Origin of the sequence: Cupriavidus oxalaticus (assembly GCF_038900635.1) — a bacterium.
Classification (GTDB): domain Bacteria; phylum Pseudomonadota; class Gammaproteobacteria; order Burkholderiales; family Burkholderiaceae; genus Cupriavidus; species Cupriavidus oxalaticus_B.
Window position 1 is genome coordinate 21,495 of sequence record NZ_JAYMRX010000038.1, and the last position, 16,024, is coordinate 37,518.

At 53.9% G+C, this 16,024-nt stretch carries 16 protein-coding genes and 1 pseudogene; 8 read left to right on the top strand and 9 right to left on the bottom strand.

Annotated features, from left to right (window positions below):
* Positions 1 to 90: 90 nt before the first annotated feature.
* The 6 genes from VSR71_RS33050 to nodB form a co-directional block, all read right to left on the bottom strand.
* Positions 91 to 684: a NodA family N-acyltransferase gene (locus tag VSR71_RS33050; RefSeq protein WP_115683796.1), complete on the bottom strand. Its 594-nt coding sequence runs from the start codon at positions 682 to 684 to the stop codon at positions 91 to 93.
* Between the two features lie 110 nt (positions 685 to 794).
* Complete coding sequence (locus VSR71_RS33055; RefSeq protein ID WP_115683797.1) at positions 795 to 1,520, bottom strand: sulfotransferase; 726 nt, start codon at positions 1,518 to 1,520, stop codon at positions 795 to 797.
* A gap of 103 nt (positions 1,521 to 1,623) precedes the next feature.
* Positions 1,624 to 2,412 (bottom strand): ABC transporter permease, encoded by a 789-nt coding sequence (locus VSR71_RS33060; protein WP_115683798.1) that lies wholly within the window; start codon positions 2,410 to 2,412, stop codon positions 1,624 to 1,626.
* A gap of 3 nt (positions 2,413 to 2,415) precedes the next feature.
* A complete protein-coding gene (gene nodI, locus VSR71_RS33065; RefSeq protein WP_115683799.1) occupies positions 2,416 to 3,330 on the bottom strand; it encodes a nodulation factor ABC transporter ATP-binding protein NodI in 915 nt (304 codons plus the stop codon).
* A 65-nt stretch (positions 3,331 to 3,395) separates the two neighbouring features.
* Positions 3,396 to 4,748 (bottom strand): chitooligosaccharide synthase NodC, encoded by a 1,353-nt coding sequence (gene nodC, locus VSR71_RS33070; protein ID WP_115683800.1) that lies wholly within the window; start codon positions 4,746 to 4,748, stop codon positions 3,396 to 3,398.
* A 412-nt stretch (positions 4,749 to 5,160) separates the two neighbouring features.
* Positions 5,161 to 5,871 carry a chitooligosaccharide deacetylase NodB gene (nodB, locus tag VSR71_RS33075; RefSeq protein WP_115683802.1) on the bottom strand — a complete coding sequence of 237 codons (711 nt, stop codon included), beginning with the start codon at positions 5,869 to 5,871 and terminating at the stop codon, positions 5,161 to 5,163.
* Positions 5,872 to 6,044: 173 nt separating this feature from the next.
* On the opposite strand from nodB, the gene VSR71_RS33080 reads away from it, so the two are divergent.
* Together VSR71_RS33080 and nifA are read left to right on the top strand one after the other, a co-directional pair.
* The gene (locus VSR71_RS33080) at positions 6,045 to 6,977 is read left to right on the top strand and encodes a LysR family transcriptional regulator (RefSeq protein ID WP_115683803.1); all 933 of its coding nucleotides are present in this window, start codon (positions 6,045 to 6,047) and stop codon (positions 6,975 to 6,977) included.
* A gap of 462 nt (positions 6,978 to 7,439) precedes the next feature.
* The gene (gene nifA, locus VSR71_RS33085; protein WP_115684019.1) at positions 7,440 to 9,086 is read left to right on the top strand and encodes a nif-specific transcriptional activator NifA; all 1,647 of its coding nucleotides are present in this window, start codon (positions 7,440 to 7,442) and stop codon (positions 9,084 to 9,086) included.
* A gap of 70 nt (positions 9,087 to 9,156) precedes the next feature.
* On the opposite strand, the gene VSR71_RS33090 is transcribed toward nifA, so the two are convergent.
* A complete protein-coding gene (locus VSR71_RS33090) occupies positions 9,157 to 10,176 on the bottom strand; it encodes an IS3 family transposase (protein WP_232349528.1) in 1,020 nt (339 codons plus the stop codon).
* Positions 10,177 to 10,208: 32 nt separating this feature from the next.
* Positions 10,209 to 10,496 (bottom strand): transposase, encoded by a 288-nt coding sequence (locus VSR71_RS33095; protein ID WP_231942337.1) that lies wholly within the window; start codon positions 10,494 to 10,496, stop codon positions 10,209 to 10,211.
* Between the two features lie 295 nt (positions 10,497 to 10,791).
* On the opposite strand from VSR71_RS33095, the gene nifE reads away from it, so the two are divergent.
* The 6 genes and pseudogenes from nifE to VSR71_RS33125 all read left to right on the top strand — a co-directional run bounded on the left by nifE (position 10,792) and on the right by VSR71_RS33125 (position 15,293).
* Positions 10,792 to 12,189 carry a nitrogenase iron-molybdenum cofactor biosynthesis protein NifE gene (gene nifE / locus VSR71_RS33100; RefSeq protein ID WP_115684021.1) on the top strand — a complete coding sequence of 466 codons (1,398 nt, stop codon included), beginning with the start codon at positions 10,792 to 10,794 and terminating at the stop codon, positions 12,187 to 12,189.
* A 105-nt stretch (positions 12,190 to 12,294) separates the two neighbouring features.
* On the top strand, positions 12,295 to 13,653 hold the full coding sequence (nifN, locus tag VSR71_RS33105) for a nitrogenase iron-molybdenum cofactor biosynthesis protein NifN (protein ID WP_115683804.1): 1,359 nt from the start codon (positions 12,295 to 12,297) through the stop codon (positions 13,651 to 13,653).
* A gap of 47 nt (positions 13,654 to 13,700) precedes the next feature.
* Positions 13,701 to 14,087, top strand: a pseudogene (nifX, locus tag VSR71_RS33110) (nitrogen fixation protein NifX); the annotation flags it as partial.
* Between the two features lie 102 nt (positions 14,088 to 14,189).
* On the top strand, positions 14,190 to 14,387 hold the full coding sequence (locus tag VSR71_RS33115; RefSeq protein WP_269462465.1) for a CCE_0567 family metalloprotein: 198 nt from the start codon (positions 14,190 to 14,192) through the stop codon (positions 14,385 to 14,387).
* Between the two features lie 18 nt (positions 14,388 to 14,405).
* The gene (gene fdxB, locus VSR71_RS33120; RefSeq protein ID WP_115683806.1) at positions 14,406 to 14,708 is read left to right on the top strand and encodes a ferredoxin III, nif-specific; all 303 of its coding nucleotides are present in this window, start codon (positions 14,406 to 14,408) and stop codon (positions 14,706 to 14,708) included.
* 18 nt (positions 14,709 to 14,726) lie between these two features.
* Positions 14,727 to 15,293 (top strand): nitrogen fixation protein NifQ, encoded by a 567-nt coding sequence (locus tag VSR71_RS33125; protein ID WP_115684022.1) that lies wholly within the window; start codon positions 14,727 to 14,729, stop codon positions 15,291 to 15,293.
* A gap of 79 nt (positions 15,294 to 15,372) precedes the next feature.
* Here VSR71_RS33125 and VSR71_RS33130 read toward each other — a convergent pair whose 3' ends face one another.
* Positions 15,373 to 15,858: a hypothetical protein gene (locus VSR71_RS33130; protein WP_115683807.1), complete on the bottom strand. Its 486-nt coding sequence runs from the start codon at positions 15,856 to 15,858 to the stop codon at positions 15,373 to 15,375.
* Positions 15,859 to 16,024 lie beyond the last annotated feature (166 nt).

Sequence of the window (16,024 nt, forward strand, 5' to 3'; positions counted from 1 at the left end):
CAAATCTTTCGGTTCTTAATAGTGGACCCTAACGTACGCTTCTTTTTTCTCGAAGGTCGCCGACCAATTAATCCAGGGCTAGAACTGTCTTCATAGCTCGGGTCCGTTTCGTTCGATTGTTTCGCCGCTTGGCCATTCTTGCAACGAACTGCAAATTGGCAGAACCACGACGAGGACATCCTCCACCCGAGTAGATGGCAAATCCAAGTGGACGTTCGGAAGAGTTGAGCGCACGCGGATTCCTTCGATGATCGTTCCTAATCCATGTCGGCACAATCGGGAAAAGTGAGTTTTCAACTCGTGCCTGACCGTCCCGAAAGCGAACGGTATGCGAAGCTCTTGAAGCACGGGGTACATTGCACGGATGGAATGGCTAATTCCGAATCCTTCAAGGTCCGGGCGCACTCCGTATAGACCTAGTTCGGCCACAAGCACATCGGCTGAATTTACCTTGATGAATCGTCGAAGTGCGCCCATGTGTGCCGCAACCCCTTGCGAATCGTAAGCTATGGCGCGGAGCTCAGGCCGTGCGCCCGCCCAACTTCGACCGCCGCTAAACGGCTTCGCATTGAAAGGCCCTGTTGGGCCGTAGGTCGCTTTGAAAAACTCAGCCAATTCTAAATGGTCGGAGAGCTCAAGATCATTTTCCCAGCGCAGTTTCCACTGAACTTTTGGCGACGACATAAAAGTAACCTATTGGAAGAGTTAATAGGTCAACCAATGTCACCTGGCGACCAATTAACTAAGTTGAGGCACAAAAATATACGCATGCTCGTGCGATCGTTTGAGCCATTCTAGGCTTCGAAATAGCTTGTATGCGGCCCCCCGCTGAAATGGCGCTTTAGGTCAACGAAGTTGGATACCGTCTCTTGCAGAGGTCGCATTTCCTGACGCCGAAGGGCCGTGCGTACTGAGCATGCGTGCGGCGATGTTCCTAGGAAGGACCAAATCGCGTCGAGGCATGGGGCTGGATCGCGCAGCAAATCCTCATAGTCGATCGTCATCATCCGATCTCGCTGAAAGGAGTTCGCGACGAGAGTGTGGAAGTCGTCAGCGATCCTGAAGTAGGCTTCGCATTCATCGATGGTCAACGTTACGGTGGGTGGGGCGGCCAAGGAGTGGCACGTACCGTACTGTAGCCATTGACCGCTTGTCCTTGCCTGAACGAGGGATCGCAGCGACTCCAAAGAATTTCTGCGAACAAATATCGCGCGAAGATGTGGCCAACCGATCAAGTTTTCAAAGAATCCCGGCCGCTCGCGGAACTGGGGTTGGTTGATCTTGCAGCCAACGTGCGTGAGCGCCGTCTTTCCAGAGCGGGTGGGGTAATGTTGATAGGCTAGCTCAAGAAGGTCCCTATCGCTACGAAGGAGTCGGCTATTATCTGGCCAATTCATATCGTACGGATTGAGCAATTCGCCATTGCTCGACACATTAGGATGCAAATTCAGCAATTCTTCCAGATAATGCGTACCTGTTCTGGGCATCCCAAGGATTACGAATGGTGCGGCTGTTGGCATGGTTTCGTTAAGGAGTTTCACAGATATACATCAAGTGGTTAGCGGCGGTACGAAGATTTTACCTATATTCAAATTGAACCTGGTCAAAGTGTCGATGGGATCATCAAGACATCAGACGCCGGCGAACAAGGTCTGTCGATAGGAAGAAGGGCACTATTGCGTAAAGGCAAAGTACGGACACATGCAGACCGACACTCGCCGACGGGCGTCCAAGCATCGCGGGGCGGATGAGTTCGACGGAATGGGAAAGTGGAAGGGCTCTCGAAACAAGATGAAGGGCCCCTGGCAACTGCTCTACTGGGAAAATTACACCACTCAGGAAAAGCATCGGTGTGAGGACAAGCGTTTGGTAGAACACAAAGTAATCGTAACTCGGCGCAATCGCGACAAGGACCATAGCGAGGCTTGCAAAGGCGAACCCCGTTAAAACAATGACCGGTATTATTAAAATGATATTCGAGAAATCGGCATATCCCAACGTTGCGGAAACGGCAGCCACCGCGGTGCCTGCCAATAGGGCTTTGCTCGCCGCCCACGTCATTTCACCGAGGACGACGTCGCCAACCGTAAGCTTTGTGCACAGGACTGCTTCCCACATGCGCTGCGTGTGCATCCGAGAGAAGGCCGAATAGATTGTCTCGAAAGTTGCGGAAGTCATTGCACTCGCAGCAACCATACCGGCTGCCAGAAACGCCACATATGCAGATCCTTCAACGCGATCTATCAGTACCCCAACTCCGAAGCCAAGGCCGAACAGATACATCATTGGATCTGCAAGATTTCCAATTAGGGAAACGAGAGCAGCCTTCCGCCATGCTAAGAAATTTCTGCGCCATACCGTGCGCCAGTTCCAAGCGTTCGCGGGCAAAGTCATCATGAGTACATCACGCATTATTTATTCCCTGATCTCACGTCCGGTTAGCCGCAGGAATACGTCTTCCAGATTTGCGGGGCGTTGTAGGACGCGCAGGCCCGAAAGCTCGCGTAAAGATACCCGAATCTGTTCCAAATCGGAGGCGTAGCAGAACAGCGTCTCGCCGCTTATTTCGGTTCGGGGACCGTATGGCGCTAGTAATGAACGCAGCTCGTGTGGTTTGCCGCCATATACTTCTAGCACTTCGGTACCTATTTGTTTCTGGACCAGACTCTGCGGAGTTCCCTCAACGAGCTTGCGTCCGTCCTCTATTACGCAAAGCTGGTCGCACAACCGCTCCGCCTCTTCCATGAAGTGAGTAGTGAGAAGAATAGTCTTGCCCTTCGTTAGCAGCGAGCGCAATCGCTCCCAAATCAGGTGGCGCGCATGAGGATCCAAGCCGGTTGTAGGTTCGTCCATTACCAGAAGTTGCGGATCGTTGATCAGCGCGCGCGCGATAGTCAATGCCCTTTTCATGCCGCCTGATAGATCCGTGACGCGAGCATGGGATCTCGTTTCAAGATGTGCGAACTCAAGCAGAGATGGAATCGCCGCCTCGATCTCGGCTGTGGTCATGCCAAAGTAGCGCCCAAATACAATCAGGTTCTCGCGTACCGTAAATCCTGGTTCAAGATTGTCGAATTGCGGAACTACGCCGATGCGGGCGCGAGCTCGGCGTGCTCGTATTGGTACGGGCTCTCCCAGGACTGTGATCGTGCCGCCGTCAGGCATTGCCATTCCCAGAACCATTCGAGCAATCGTGCTTTTACCAGCGCCGTTTGGGCCCAACAAGCCAAAGCATTCGCCAGTTTTCACACAAAAAGATAGATCATTGACGACAGGCTTGCCGCCATATGACTTTCTAACGCCGGAGAACTCGATAGCTGCGGTGGACATGAAGCTCGAAATATAAGTGTGTTGTTGTCTTCTGAAGGAAGCTTGGATGGGTAATACCAGTTGTCCTACTCGGTATAAAATTCATTTCCGGATGTCACGCACGTAGGAGGCAAACATTTCTTACCAGAAATTTCAGAATGAGAGGTTGAATGAGTTTCGCCAGCTGCATATTTTTCCGAGGATTCCGATGATGGATAGACGGATTTCTCGTGCGAGCTGTTTAAGGCCTCGCCGCGCGATAGCCAATCGCTATTTCCTAGTGTGCACAATGCGTAGGCTTTCACCGGAAGTAGAAGGAAAACGTTAATCAGGGTATGCGCCGAGAATCCCAAAAACCTAAGCTGTCGAGCGCGAATAGCTGCTACGGTGGACCGAACCAACGTCATTGAGGCAATTGTTATGCACGCCGGCCAAGGAATTGTTGCCGTCATCACAAGCTGTGCAAGGCCACTGATGACTGAGATCGCTAGCAATAGCGAACCAACGTTCTGCGCAACGGTGTCCAGCGTAAGAAAGCCATTGAGGTGGGGCAGTAGACGTAGCGAGAGGAGCGTGTCACGGTATGTGCTGCGTGCCCACCGGAGCTGTTGCCGAAGATACGGTATGAGCTTATCTGGCACAACAGTAGCCGCGATAGCGCTAGGAACATACTCGGTTCGATAGCCTGCAGTCAGCATGAGAATCGTCAGATGGCGATCTTCACCAAAATCACTCTTCTTGCCCCGGAAGAACTGGGTCTCGTATTTATCAAGAAGAGGATGAAGCGCGGAGCGACGGTATATCGCACAAGGACCGCAGCAACACATAACGGCGCCAAATCTCCCCTGAGCCGCTCGCTCCTCGTTACACGCCAGCCAGTACTCCATGTCGATCAATCGAGTCAACCACGACTGCTTCCGATTACTGGCTGTCAACTGTCCCATGGCGGCACCAATCGATCTGTCCCGCATCTTGAGCACAAGGTTTTTTACGACATCATGGGCCAGCGTCGTATCTGAGTCGACGTTAAGTATGAGTTCTCCATACGAGGAACGTATTGCGGAGATCTGTGCTTTACGTTTACCCACATTCTTCGGAAGGAGAATGAAGTTAAACCTCGGATCTTCCTCATAGGACCGGTAGACCGCGCCCAACGCATCAAGGTTACTTGAGCCGTCATCAATTACATAAACATTCAATACTCCGGCATACTCCTGCTTTGCGATTGAAGTAAGACAAGCTCTGAGCGTGGCCGGGTCCTCGTTGAAGCAGGGCACGATAACGTCGACGTCTGGCCGCCATTCCGGATCAAGGACATTGGTCGGCACAGGAGTGCCCGGTGTTGGTCGACTATGCAGAACCTGTGCGCTCTTATAAATGGTGGATAGGAGTGCGTACAATAAGACAGAAGTCGTGTTAATTACGGCCGGAATATTCATCTATGTCGTTTTGTCAGGGGGGCGTTAAGAAATTTTCATATTACAAGACTACGCTGATCCGCAAAGAGAATCAGATGAAGATCCGAGACAAGTTATGGGCGCTACTTGAGCTAATATCGAAGGCGTTTGGTTGGAAGCACGCGACAGCCGATGTATCAATTTTGGAACTGAGGCGGCCAGTACAAGATATGAGGGATGCGAGCCGGCTGCTTGATTTGATGTTAGCGTTAGGGGCAATGCCTCCCTAATCGGGAAACGCGGGAACTTCGTTCAGTACTTTCTGTTTCTCGTGTCAGTAATTCCTGACGTACGCACCTCCGGCGAGATGAAATATTGATTAATGTTCCCTCGAAGACAACTCAGGGGTAGTAGAGGACCACATTCGTCTTGTGGCCTATGTGGATAACAGGTTCTAGGACGTCCGTACTGGATTGATCTGTGTGGGGAGTTTGGGCAGTGAGCTGATCACAAAGTTACGTTCCTTCAATGCCGAAATTAGCCGAGGAAGCGCCCTGACGGTTTGCTCTCGTGATGCTGTGTACGGGCGCGATGCCAACTCGTTCGGTGGACAGCCATCATGCAATAGCACGATTGACCCTGGCTCTACGGTCGCCAACACGGTATCGACAATCAAATCAACACCCGGGCGTGCCCAATCTTGAGGGTCTACTGACCAGTGAAGCGGTGTCAGACCCGCATTCTTTCCTTCGACGCATACTTCAGGAGTCCATACTCCATACGGCGCGCGCAAGAAGCGCACAGCTAGGCCAGGGGAAGCCTTGGTGATGATCGCGTTCGTATCGAGTATTTCGCGTCGCAACACATCGCGGTTGCATTGGGACAGATCGAGATGCGTCATCGTGTGGTTGGCAACTTCGTGTCCATCGGAGATCATTCGCCGAATTAGTTCCGGATGTTCCGCTGCGTATGCACCTAGAACGAAGAACGTGCCTGGGACATGAAATTGGCCCAATATGTCCAAGATCTTCGGTGTCCATATCGGATTCGGTCCGTCATCGAATGTAAGGAAAACCTTACGTTGTTTGACTTTGGCATCACGTTCTCGAATTTCTGACGGCCAAGACAAACGTTCCGATGTTTCGCTGTGCACCTTTTCAGCCATGATTCGTTACGTTACCTTGTGGTTGTCCGTTATGCCTTCGGTCTCAATGTGCGCTGTCCGCAATGCGACACGGGGATCCGCTAATTGGTAGCCGCCGCAACTTTGCGTCAGCGGCGCTAATTTGTACAATCGATTGTTTCGATCTCAATCATCGATGATGTGGATGGATCCATATGCGCTTCAAAGGCCTTGACCTCAACCTTCTCGTCGCACTTGACGCACTCATGACGCAGCGGAATTTAACCGCCGCGGCGCATAGCATCAACCTAAGCCAGCCCGCTATGAGCGCAGCTGTCGCGAGGCTGCGAGACTATTTCAGCGACAGTCTTTTTGTTATGCGTGGGCGGGAGTTCGTTCCGACTGCTCGAGCGATGGAACTCGCCGGTCCCGTCCGTGAAGCACTATCGCACGTCCAGCTCTCGATCATCTCGCGTGACGTATTCCAGCCATCTAAGTCGAAGCGACGTTTCAGAATTTGTCTTTCGGACTTCATGACCCTGGTCTACTTTAAGAAGGTCATGAAGCGCGTCGCATGCGAGGCGCCTTCCGTCAGCTTCGAGCTGCTCTTTCCCGACGATGAACCTGGCGAATTGCTCCGACGAGGCGATGTTGATTTCCTGATACTACCGGAGTTGTTGTTGAGTGATACACATCCCAAAACGCGCCTTTTTGAAGAAAAGCTTGTGTGCGTAGGTTGTCCGACAAATAAGCAGCTGTCCCGACGAATCGCTTTGGAAAAGTACATCTCGATGGGGCACGTGACTGTAAGGTTCGGACGATCACGCCGGCCCTCGATTGAGGAGTTTTTTCTCCTCGAGCTGGGATTCAAGAGACGTGAAGAGATTGTTGTTCCAACCTTTGACCTGATCCCACCGATGCTGTCCCGTACCGATCGCATCGCAACGCTGCCGCTACGACTAGCTCAGTATTTTGGCGAAGTGGTTCCTTTGAGGATTGTCGATGTACCGCTGCCACTTTCGTCGTTTACTGAGGCTATTCAATGGCCTGCGTTACATAACGGCGATCCAGCAAGCATTTGGATGCGCCAGGTGCTATTGGAGGAGGCAAAAAGTTTAGCTAGTGTTGACGCGAAGAAGTCTGACTGATAAACGATGTCCGGGCAGTCACAAGAGGCGCCAATTGCATTCACCGTCATAGGGGATTGAGATCCTTCAATCCAGCAGGGCACAAGTTTCAGAACTACGGTGCACCCGCAGATGAGCCTCTACCCATACTTCGCGAGCTTTCTATTCCTGTTGGTGTGCAACCCCTCATATGAGGCGTTAAGCATAGACGACCCCGATGCGGGAGCGGCGTCAAACGCAGGGATTGTGCTAAAGGCGCCGTTTTTTCAGTTAGTATCCTATGCGCGCACAGAGGGGCGTTGTTGTCCTCCGTGTCCCTCCGACATCGCCACTGCGATATTGTCCGTTTGTTGACATTGTAGATGTCCGCCCACTGGCGGCGTCGTTCGAACTTGCCATCGCGCGCAGCAAACTAATGTGTCGTTGTGGCCAAGTCGTGTTTGCTGACGGCGTTTGATGAGCTATCCCGGGGAGTTTAAATCCATGCCGCATTTCTATGCTAACGAGAGTGCTAACGATTTCGATTTGGTGTACGAGGTAGTGCAGACGCTAGTTTCGTCGCGGGATGCTGAGCAGACGTTGGACAGATCCTTACGGTATCTTTCATCTGCGCTAGGATGGCGCTCCGCCTTCATAGCCGTCGCGGAGCCAGGTGGATATCTAGCTGGATTTTGTTCCACGGGACTTTCGGAGGGCTGGCGCGAGCGCGTACGCTTTCTTCCCGATGAGGGGGTCGTGGGCCGCATTCATTCAAGTGATTCGCCTGTCATTGTCCCTGAGATTCACGAAGAACATCTTCTCGCGGACCGCTTCGGACCTGCTAATGAATTGGACGGTGATCATCTCGCTCTCCTGGGGACTCCTATCCGGCATGAGGGCCGTCCGCTCGGGGTGCTGGTCGCATTTTGTGAGAATCGAGACGGAACGCGCACCTTTGCTAACGATCTCCAACTTATGAAAGTTGTTGCAGCGCCGATGGGGCAAGCGCTGCTGCTTAATCGCGAGGCGATGAAAAAGGGCGGTAACACGGAACAGGTATGTAGACGTCGTCCACAGAAGGAGCATCACCCTTTGCGCAATATAGAAAACGCGGTAGGCGATTCCCCATCGATGCAGAGGGTGTTTGCGCAAGTTCATCAAGTCGCCCCGGCGAGGGCGACAGTACTCTTGCGCGGTGAAAGCGGAACGGGGAAGGAATTGATCGCACGCGCAATCTATAGCTTGTCTCGGCGTAATGATCAGCCATTCGTTTCGGTGAACTGCGCGGCGCTTTCAGAGACTCTCTTGGAGAGCGAACTGTTTGGCCATGAGAAGGGAGCGTTCACGGGGGCACAATCCCAACGGAAAGGTAGATTCGAACTAGCACACGGCGGCACACTATTTCTCGATGAAATTGGCGATATCTCGCCGTCATTCCAAGCGAAGTTATTGCGGGTTCTGCAAGAAAGGGAGTTTGAGCGCGTCGGGGGGGCCATGCCCGTAAGAGTTGATGTGAGGCTAATCGTCGCGACAAATCGCAACCTCGAACGTATGGTCAAAGAGGGTGAGTTCCGAGCAGATCTGTATTATCGCATTAACGTGGTAAGCATTCGTCTGCCACCGCTACGTGAGCGCCGCGACGATATTCCGGCTTTGGCGCAATACTTTTTAGATCGATTCAACCGTGACAATGGCAGATCGCTGCGCTTCACAGAGGGAGCATTGAGGGTGCTTTCGGGTTGCTACTGGGCCGGTAACGTGCGTGAGTTGGAGAACTGCGTTGAGAGGACCGCGACAATGGCACTCCACGATTCCATTGATCGGCTCTCATTCCTGTGTGAGATGGATAAGTGTCTAACCCAAGGATTGCATGACATCGAGCGAGAAGACGCCGTACGTCCGGGCCGATCGGTAAACGCTGCGGCGAGTGAGGAGGTCATTCCTGCCGTCTCCGTAGATGCAGGTCACGATAGCGCCAGATTTACCCTGCCCAGCAGGAACGATAGACCTCAAAGCGAGAGAGAGCGACTCATTTGGGCCATGGAGCGCTGTGGCTGGGTGCAGGCAAAAGCGGCCCGGCTCTTGGGTATTACGCCACGGCAGATTGGCTACGCGCTGCGTAAGCACGGGATCGAGCTTCGCCGTTTCTGATGGCAGCATATCGCTGGTGGGTGCTTCCCTACACCTATGGTGTGTGTCAAGATAGTTGTCGCGTCCGCCGTTATGCTGCTTTCCGGTGCTCGCTAGCTTCCTGCTCAGTTCGTTCGGGGTTCAAGAAGACCACTGGATCCAGCTTCCAATTGCGGATCCCTCGCGACCAGCGCTGCGGATGTCGGGCGCGAGCTGCCTGATATAGCATCGTGCGTCGCGCCAGTAGGGGCGGCGCTTCGCCGCTGTGCCGCTGGTGCGTGACGTACTTCAGGCCACTGTGGCGATGCTCCTCGTTGTACCAGCACACAAACCGGCACACCCAATCGCGCGCCTGCTGCAGCGTGTCGAACGGCCGATCCGGCCACAGCGGGCAGTATTCGGCTGTGCGGAACAGCGCTTCCGCGCAAGCGTTGTCATTGCTCACACGTGGACGACTGTATGAGGGCTGCACGCCCAGGTAACCCATCATCGCCAGCATCGTCCCTCCTTTCATGACGCTGCCGTTGTCCGAATGCAGCACCAGCACCAGCGGCCGGCCGGCGGTCCTCTCGCGCAAACAGCCCAGCGACAGCAGTTCGCTGGCATGGTTGGCCGATTCGCTCTCGTGCACCTCGTTGACTACCAGCTTGCGGCTGTAGATGTCCTGGATCATGTACCAGTAGAAGAACCGACCTTTCACCGTCGTGGGCATCCACGTGATATCCCAGCACCACACCTGGTTGGGGCCGTCGGCTCGGTGGGTGGTCAACGCACGCGGCTTGGCTTCGTGGCCGCGCCCGCGCCGGCGCGCCTGGCCGGCGGCCTTGAGCAAGCGGTAGAAGGTCGATTCCGAGGCCAGGTAGCGGCCTTCGTCGGCCAGCCTGGGTACGATCTGGTGCGGCGTCAGACCCTCGCAGCCGGGCTCGTTGGCCGCCGCCAGCACGGCCTCGCGCTCGGCCTCGCTGAGCTTGTTGGCCGGCACCGCACGCTGCGCGCCCGGCCGTCTATCCTCAGGCGTATGGCGCCAGCGCTGCAAGGTGCGCTCGTTCAGGCCCAGTTCCTCGCACGCGAGGGCCTGGCGCGCGCCGCTCCTTAACGCTTCATCGATCAACGCAATGGCTTCGCGGCGATCCGAGACGTTGATCAGTCCTCCTCGTCCCTTCCCCAGATCGCCTCGGCTTTTTTTCTTAGCACCAGCAGCGCTGCCGTTTCCGCCAGCGCGGCGTCCTTGCGCTTCAGCTCACGCTCCAGGTCGCGGATTCGCTTCTTCGCGACTGCTTCCTCGCGCAGCTGTGCCATGCCTGCCCTGGGCGGCGCCTTGGCATTCGCCTGTTCACAGGCAGCACGCCACTGCCGGATCTGTTCTGGCTGAATGCCCTTCCTGCGGCAGTATTCGGACAGCTCCGCTTCGCTCAGGGGTGCCGTCTCCATAGCGTTTCATTCTCCAAACGCTTCCGCCCTCCATTGTCCTTTATCGAAAGGCGGCGGGGCGACAACTATCCTGACATGGAGGGCCTATAACAAAAATTTGTGACAATTCAACGCAAATGAGTCTACCCTCGAGGAACTGCATAGTGTCGGGACCGATTCCAACTTTGCCACGGGAGCGGCCATCTACGACAATTGCGCCAGCGTCCGCGTAGGACTGCATAATGGAAAATGCACGGCTGCGATGATGGTACGCAACTTGCTGACCTTCGCGAACCTCAGAGTGTATGGAGTCGTTATGTCGCGAAAGGCGAGGGGCGCCGATCTTTTTGACCAACCGAATTGTGCGAAGAACCGGGCTAAGAGCGAGGAGCGGCGAAAGCAGGGCTGCTCAAAGCAGCTTTCACCGGGGGCGGCCGCTGGGGGTTGCGCTTTCGACGGGGCGAAAATTGCGCTTCAGCCTGTGGCTGACGTGGCGCACCTCGTGCATGGACCAATCGCATGCGAAGGCAACTCTTGGGACAACCGCCACGCGGCCTCATCAGGGCCGACGCTCTATCGTACTGGCTTCACGACTGACATCAATGAGTTCGACGTGATCTACGGCGGTGAACGACGTCTATTCCGCAGCGTGCGCGAGATCATTGAAAAGTACAATCCACCTGCGGTCTTTGTTTATCTGACGTGCGTTACTGCGTTAATCGGCGATGACATAGATGCAGTTTGCAAGCAGGCTTCAGATAAATTCAGTAGACCAGTTATACCGGTGCACGCGCCAGGGTTCGCTGGATCAAAGAACGTCGGCAATAAGCTTGGCGGCGAGGCGCTTTTGAATTATGTGATAGGTACCCGTGAGCCTGCATACACAACCCCCACAGACATCAACGTAATTGGCGAGTACAACCTGTCAGGCGAGTTATGGCAGGTAAAGCCGCTCTTTGACGAACTTGGCATCCGTCTTTTGTCGTGTATAACTGGCGATGGTCGGTACAGCGATATTGCGAGCGCGCATCGGGCCAAAGCGAACATGGTGGTCTGTTCGAAGTCCATGGTCCACGTGGCAACTAAAATGCAAAAGCGTTATGGAATTCCCTACCTTGAGTGCTCATTCTACGGAATTGGCGACACAAGCAATGCTCTCCGCCAGATCGCGAGTCTGTTGGTGCAGCGAGGGGCATCTGGAAAACTGATAGACCGTACCGAACGCCTGATTCAAGCTCAGGAGGAGCGGGCATGGGAGCGGATTGCCACGTACCGGGCACGTCTTGAAGGTAAACGGGCGCTGCTAATCACAGGTGGCGTGAAATCATGGTCAGTTGTGGCTGCGTTGCAGGAGGCCGGCTTAGAAATTATTGGCACAAGCGTGAAGAAGAGTACCAAGGAAGACAAAGAAAGAATCAAGGGGATCCTCGGACAGGACGCGCTCATGTTCGACAACATGACGGCGCGCGAGATGTACAAGCTATTGCACGATGCGAAGGCCGACATCATGCTGTCTGGGGGCCGCTCACAGTTTATCGCATTGAAGGCGCTTATGCCTTGGCTTGACGTAAATCAAGAACGTCATCATCCGTATGCCGGGTATGAAGGGATCGTGGAGTTGGTCCGTGAGATAGAGCGTACTATTTACAACCCGGTGTGGCAACAGGTGCGCATCCCAGCGCCGTGGACTAACGGAGGTGAAGTCGCCTGGTAAATAGATTCGCGCCACAGCTAATGTACTAGGAATACTAAGCCGCCACAGAATCCGGGAAGCACATCTTCATGCGTGGCGGCGGTCTAGGAAGGTGAGGAGACCATTATGGCTATCGTGATCCAATCTGAAAAAGCCTGCGCGGTAAACCCGTTAAAAACTAGCCAGCCACTCGGCGCCAGCTTTGCGGCTATGGGGCTCGACGCTTGTATGCCCGTGTTGCATGGCTCACAAGGTTGCGCGTCGTTTGCCTTGGTGTTGCTGACGCGACATTTCAAGGAAGCAATCCCGCTGCGGACTACCGCAATGGATGAAATCTCTGCGGTTTTAGGGGGATACGATAATGTCGAGACGGCATTGCTTAACATCCGTAAGCGCGAGGCGCCGAGAATAATTGTGGTCTGTTCAACAGGTCTCACAGAGATCAATGGCGAGGATCTCGATGGTCATTTAAGAGCTATACGCAAAGGTAATCCAGAACTGATCGATACCGAAATTGTGTACGTCTCGACGCCAGATTATGTTGGCGCCTTCGAAGACGGCTACAGCAAAGCTGTGGTGGAGATTGTCATGGCGTTGGTAAAGCCGCTGCCTGCTATTTATCGACAGATTAGCGTGTTGCCGGGGAGCCATTTGTCGCCGCGTGATGTTGAAGAACTACGGGTGATAGTTGAGTCATTTGGCCTAGACCCAATAGTCCTCCCGGATATTTCCGGTTCGCTCGATGGCCACCTTGATTCAGAATGGCGGGGCATAACGCAGGGCGGAACCACGCTCGAACAAATCCGCGCTGCTGGGGCATCTTCTTTCACAATCGGCATTGGAGAGCAAACTCGTGCTGGTGCGCGAGCGTTACAGGAAATTGTTGGGACGCCATTCGAAATCTTCGAACGTCTCACGGGTCTGGAACCTAACGATCGATTATTGCGACTTCTCGCGCAGTTGTCAGGGCGAGCCATTCCAGAAAAGTACCGTCGGCAGCGTAATCAACTTCTGGATGCAATGCTGGATAGTCACTTCTATACGGGGGGTATAAAGGTTGCGATCGGTGCAGATCCGGACATGCTCCTTTCGGTTGGGTCGCTGCTGCACGAACTAGGGGCAGAACTATCAGTCTGCGTCAGCACGACCACATCTCCAGCGCACGCTCTATTGCCCGCAAGCGAAGTAGTGCTGGGCGACTTGGAAGACATGGAACGTGCGGCCGGCAATTGCGATGTGCTAATCACTCATTCGCATGGCCGTCAAATGGCTGCGCGACTCGGCAAGCCGCTGATGCGCGTAGGCTTTCCCGTATTCGACCGCGTCGGAAACGCACATCGATGTCAGATAGGATATCGAGGGACGATGGACCTGATTTTCGAGATTGCAAATCTGATGCTTGAGCGAATCCAGTTCCGCGCACCGACGGATTGGCCCCTACCCACGATCAATACCCATCGCACTGCGGAAACCCCGGTGATCTAATGTCGAGGTTTCGTCCAGCCACTATGTGATTCTACAGGAGACGACACATGAAAATCGCATTCGCCACGCAAGATAAGGAGCATGTTGACGCACACTTCGGGTGGGCCAAGCATATACTCGTCTACGACGTGACAGCGGCCGCGCACAGGTTCATCCAGGCTTTCGATTTCAGCGACACGCCACAAAATCATGATAACGAAGCGAAGCTGGGTCAAAGGCTTGAAGCAATCCATGACTGCGCGATACTGTACGTCGCCGCAATTGGAGGTGCCGGAGCCGCGCGCGTGGTTGCGCTGAAGATCCACCCTATCAAGGTGGCAAAGGCGGAGCCGATTGAAACGATCCTCAGAAAGCTGCAGGAGGTGTTGAAGGGAACGCCGCCTCCGTGGTTAAGGAAGGTGATCAAGAAGGATCTGGGCACGTCATACGATTTCGGCGCGGGCGACCGGTTAGCGAATGATCGCGCCTACCTCAAAGAGAAAGACTACCCTCCGCCACAAATACCCTTCAGTACTGAAGCTGACAGCGAAGACAGGATAAACGACCCTGAGGCAACAAAAGCTCGTTTGAAAAGATTGAACACGCTTGCGGTGCAAGCCAAGATGGATCTACACGACCTATCCGAAGACTTGCCGGCTAGTTGGGAGCAAATTTTAGTCGTTGCCAGACGCTGCCACGAAATCCACGCCGCGTTGATGGAGGCGCGGAAAACCGCCGGCTTGGCTTACAAGTGAATATCGCGAGAATGCAACGTGAGTGACAACTTTACTGTAGTGCTACCAAGTGGCGCGATCTGGACGCCAAACTTTGTAAGTTCTATCGATCATCAAAATTGTATCGGGTGTGGGCGATGTTTTCGTGTGTGTTCGCGCGGTGTCCTTCAACTTGTTGGGGTGAGCGAGGATGGCAGCCAGATTTCTCTTGAGGGGGAGAAAGAAAATGAGGAGGAGTTTGAAAAGAAGGTTATGACTATCTTGCATCGCGAGTATTGCATAGGTTGCACTGCGTGCGCGAAGATTTGTCCAAAAAAATGCTACACGCACGCGCCTGCCTAGGCCTTAGTTATGACGAAGATGAATTTCCACAGTACGCTAATGCGTCACGCGGTAGATGCCAATGACTGCACGGTGCTGACCCTTGCTGGCGCCATTTCTTCAACTTTCGAGGAGGGAAACGTACATGGCCTCCCCATAATAGGACTTGATGCCAATGAAACAAGATGGTTGCTTGCACACTGGTTTCCAGGTGCCGAGTATGCGTTATCTTTGCAGCTAAACAGGGAGGCAACCGCGCAAGACCAGATGTGTTTTGACGAGGTCGAAGAACTCGTAACCTTGCTTGAGGCACACGCTGATCCGAGTGCCGGTACACCTATCGAGGTGCGCTGTGTTTCTCATGCATTGGCCTCCGCGTGTTTGAAAGACAAACATCTCTGGCAAAACTTACGCCTTCCATCCCGGGCCGAGCTGTCAGAGGTTCTGAGGTACTGGTTTCCCATGCTTGCCGAAAAGAACGTACATGGAATGAAGTGGAAAAAGTTCCTCTACAAACAGCTATGTGAACGCGATGCGTTTTACGTGTGCAGGGCTCCGAGCTGCAGCATTTGCCCCAGTTTCGGAGACTGTTTTGGGCCTGAATGATGAAAAAACGATCTTTACAAGTAGAGGACTGTCAGGGCCTGGTCATATAAAAGGATAAGGTGACTAATATCGGCTGGCGCTATCTTAATGGCGAACGAGCGAGCAAGGAATCAACGATATCTAAACCGATGCTGTTGTTGGGGTCCAGCCAGCGAAGTTTGTTCATCAGTTGGAGCGCCATGGCATGCTCGCCGAGCCGTATACTAAATAACGCCTGGGCTTTCAGGGTAAAGAGCCAGAAGCGAGCAGGGCCTGAAATAGTGAAATCAGCGTCGCCGGGCCATACCGCACGCCAATCAATGTTGATGGACGCCTGGCGCGCAGCAGCCACCAGGGCTTTGTCTGCCACCTCCTGCGCTTTTCGAAGCTCACCGCGGCTTGCTTGTAACTTATACAGCATATAGTACGGTGGCAAGCAGGTGGGGAACGAAAGAACTGTCGTCCATAAGATGACCTCCGCATTGTCATTTCCGCCCTCCGGAATTGTATTAATCAACTGGATGGCCGGGGGAGTGGCAGTGCTGCCAAAAAATTCGGCCAATTCGATATCGGTAATGAGGTTCATTCCTCTCTCCTGCAAGGTGAGGCTCCGGATGATTTTCTTGCTTCCAAGCCGATGCGATGACTGCCGGAATGGAGACAATGAATTGGGCGCACGTACATCATAAAAAAGCAGTCCTACAGAAGGCCCCTTGGCTTAACGTCCAAGACGGTAGGCAACATCAGCTTAG

Bases quoted from the DNA above. Each gene is read 5' to 3' on its own strand.
- VSR71_RS33050 (WP_115683796.1), bottom strand. From the start codon at position 684: ATGTCGTCGCCAAAAGTTCAGTGGAAACTGCGCTGGGAAAATGATCTT.
- VSR71_RS33055 (WP_115683797.1), bottom strand. From the start codon at position 1,520: ATGCCAACAGCCGCACCATTCGTAATCCTTGGGATGCCCAGAACAGGT.
- VSR71_RS33060 (WP_115683798.1), bottom strand. From the start codon at position 2,412: ATGCGTGATGTACTCATGATGACTTTGCCCGCGAACGCTTGGAACTGG.
- nodI (WP_115683799.1), bottom strand. From the start codon at position 3,330: ATGTCCACCGCAGCTATCGAGTTCTCCGGCGTTAGAAAGTCATATGGC.
- nodC (WP_115683800.1), bottom strand. From the start codon at position 4,748: ATGAATATTCCGGCCGTAATTAACACGACTTCTGTCTTATTGTACGCA.
- nodB (WP_115683802.1), bottom strand. From the start codon at position 5,871: ATGGCTGAAAAGGTGCACAGCGAAACATCGGAACGTTTGTCTTGGCCG.
- VSR71_RS33080 (WP_115683803.1), top strand. From the start codon at position 6,045: ATGCGCTTCAAAGGCCTTGACCTCAACCTTCTCGTCGCACTTGACGCA.
- nifA (WP_115684019.1), top strand. From the start codon at position 7,440: ATGCCGCATTTCTATGCTAACGAGAGTGCTAACGATTTCGATTTGGTG.
- VSR71_RS33095 (WP_231942337.1), bottom strand. From the start codon at position 10,496: ATGGAGACGGCACCCCTGAGCGAAGCGGAGCTGTCCGAATACTGCCGC.
- nifE (WP_115684021.1), top strand. From the start codon at position 10,792: ATGTCGCGAAAGGCGAGGGGCGCCGATCTTTTTGACCAACCGAATTGT.
- nifN (WP_115683804.1), top strand. From the start codon at position 12,295: ATGGCTATCGTGATCCAATCTGAAAAAGCCTGCGCGGTAAACCCGTTA.
- VSR71_RS33125 (WP_115684022.1), top strand. From the start codon at position 14,727: ATGAATTTCCACAGTACGCTAATGCGTCACGCGGTAGATGCCAATGAC.
- VSR71_RS33130 (WP_115683807.1), bottom strand. From the start codon at position 15,858: ATGAACCTCATTACCGATATCGAATTGGCCGAATTTTTTGGCAGCACT.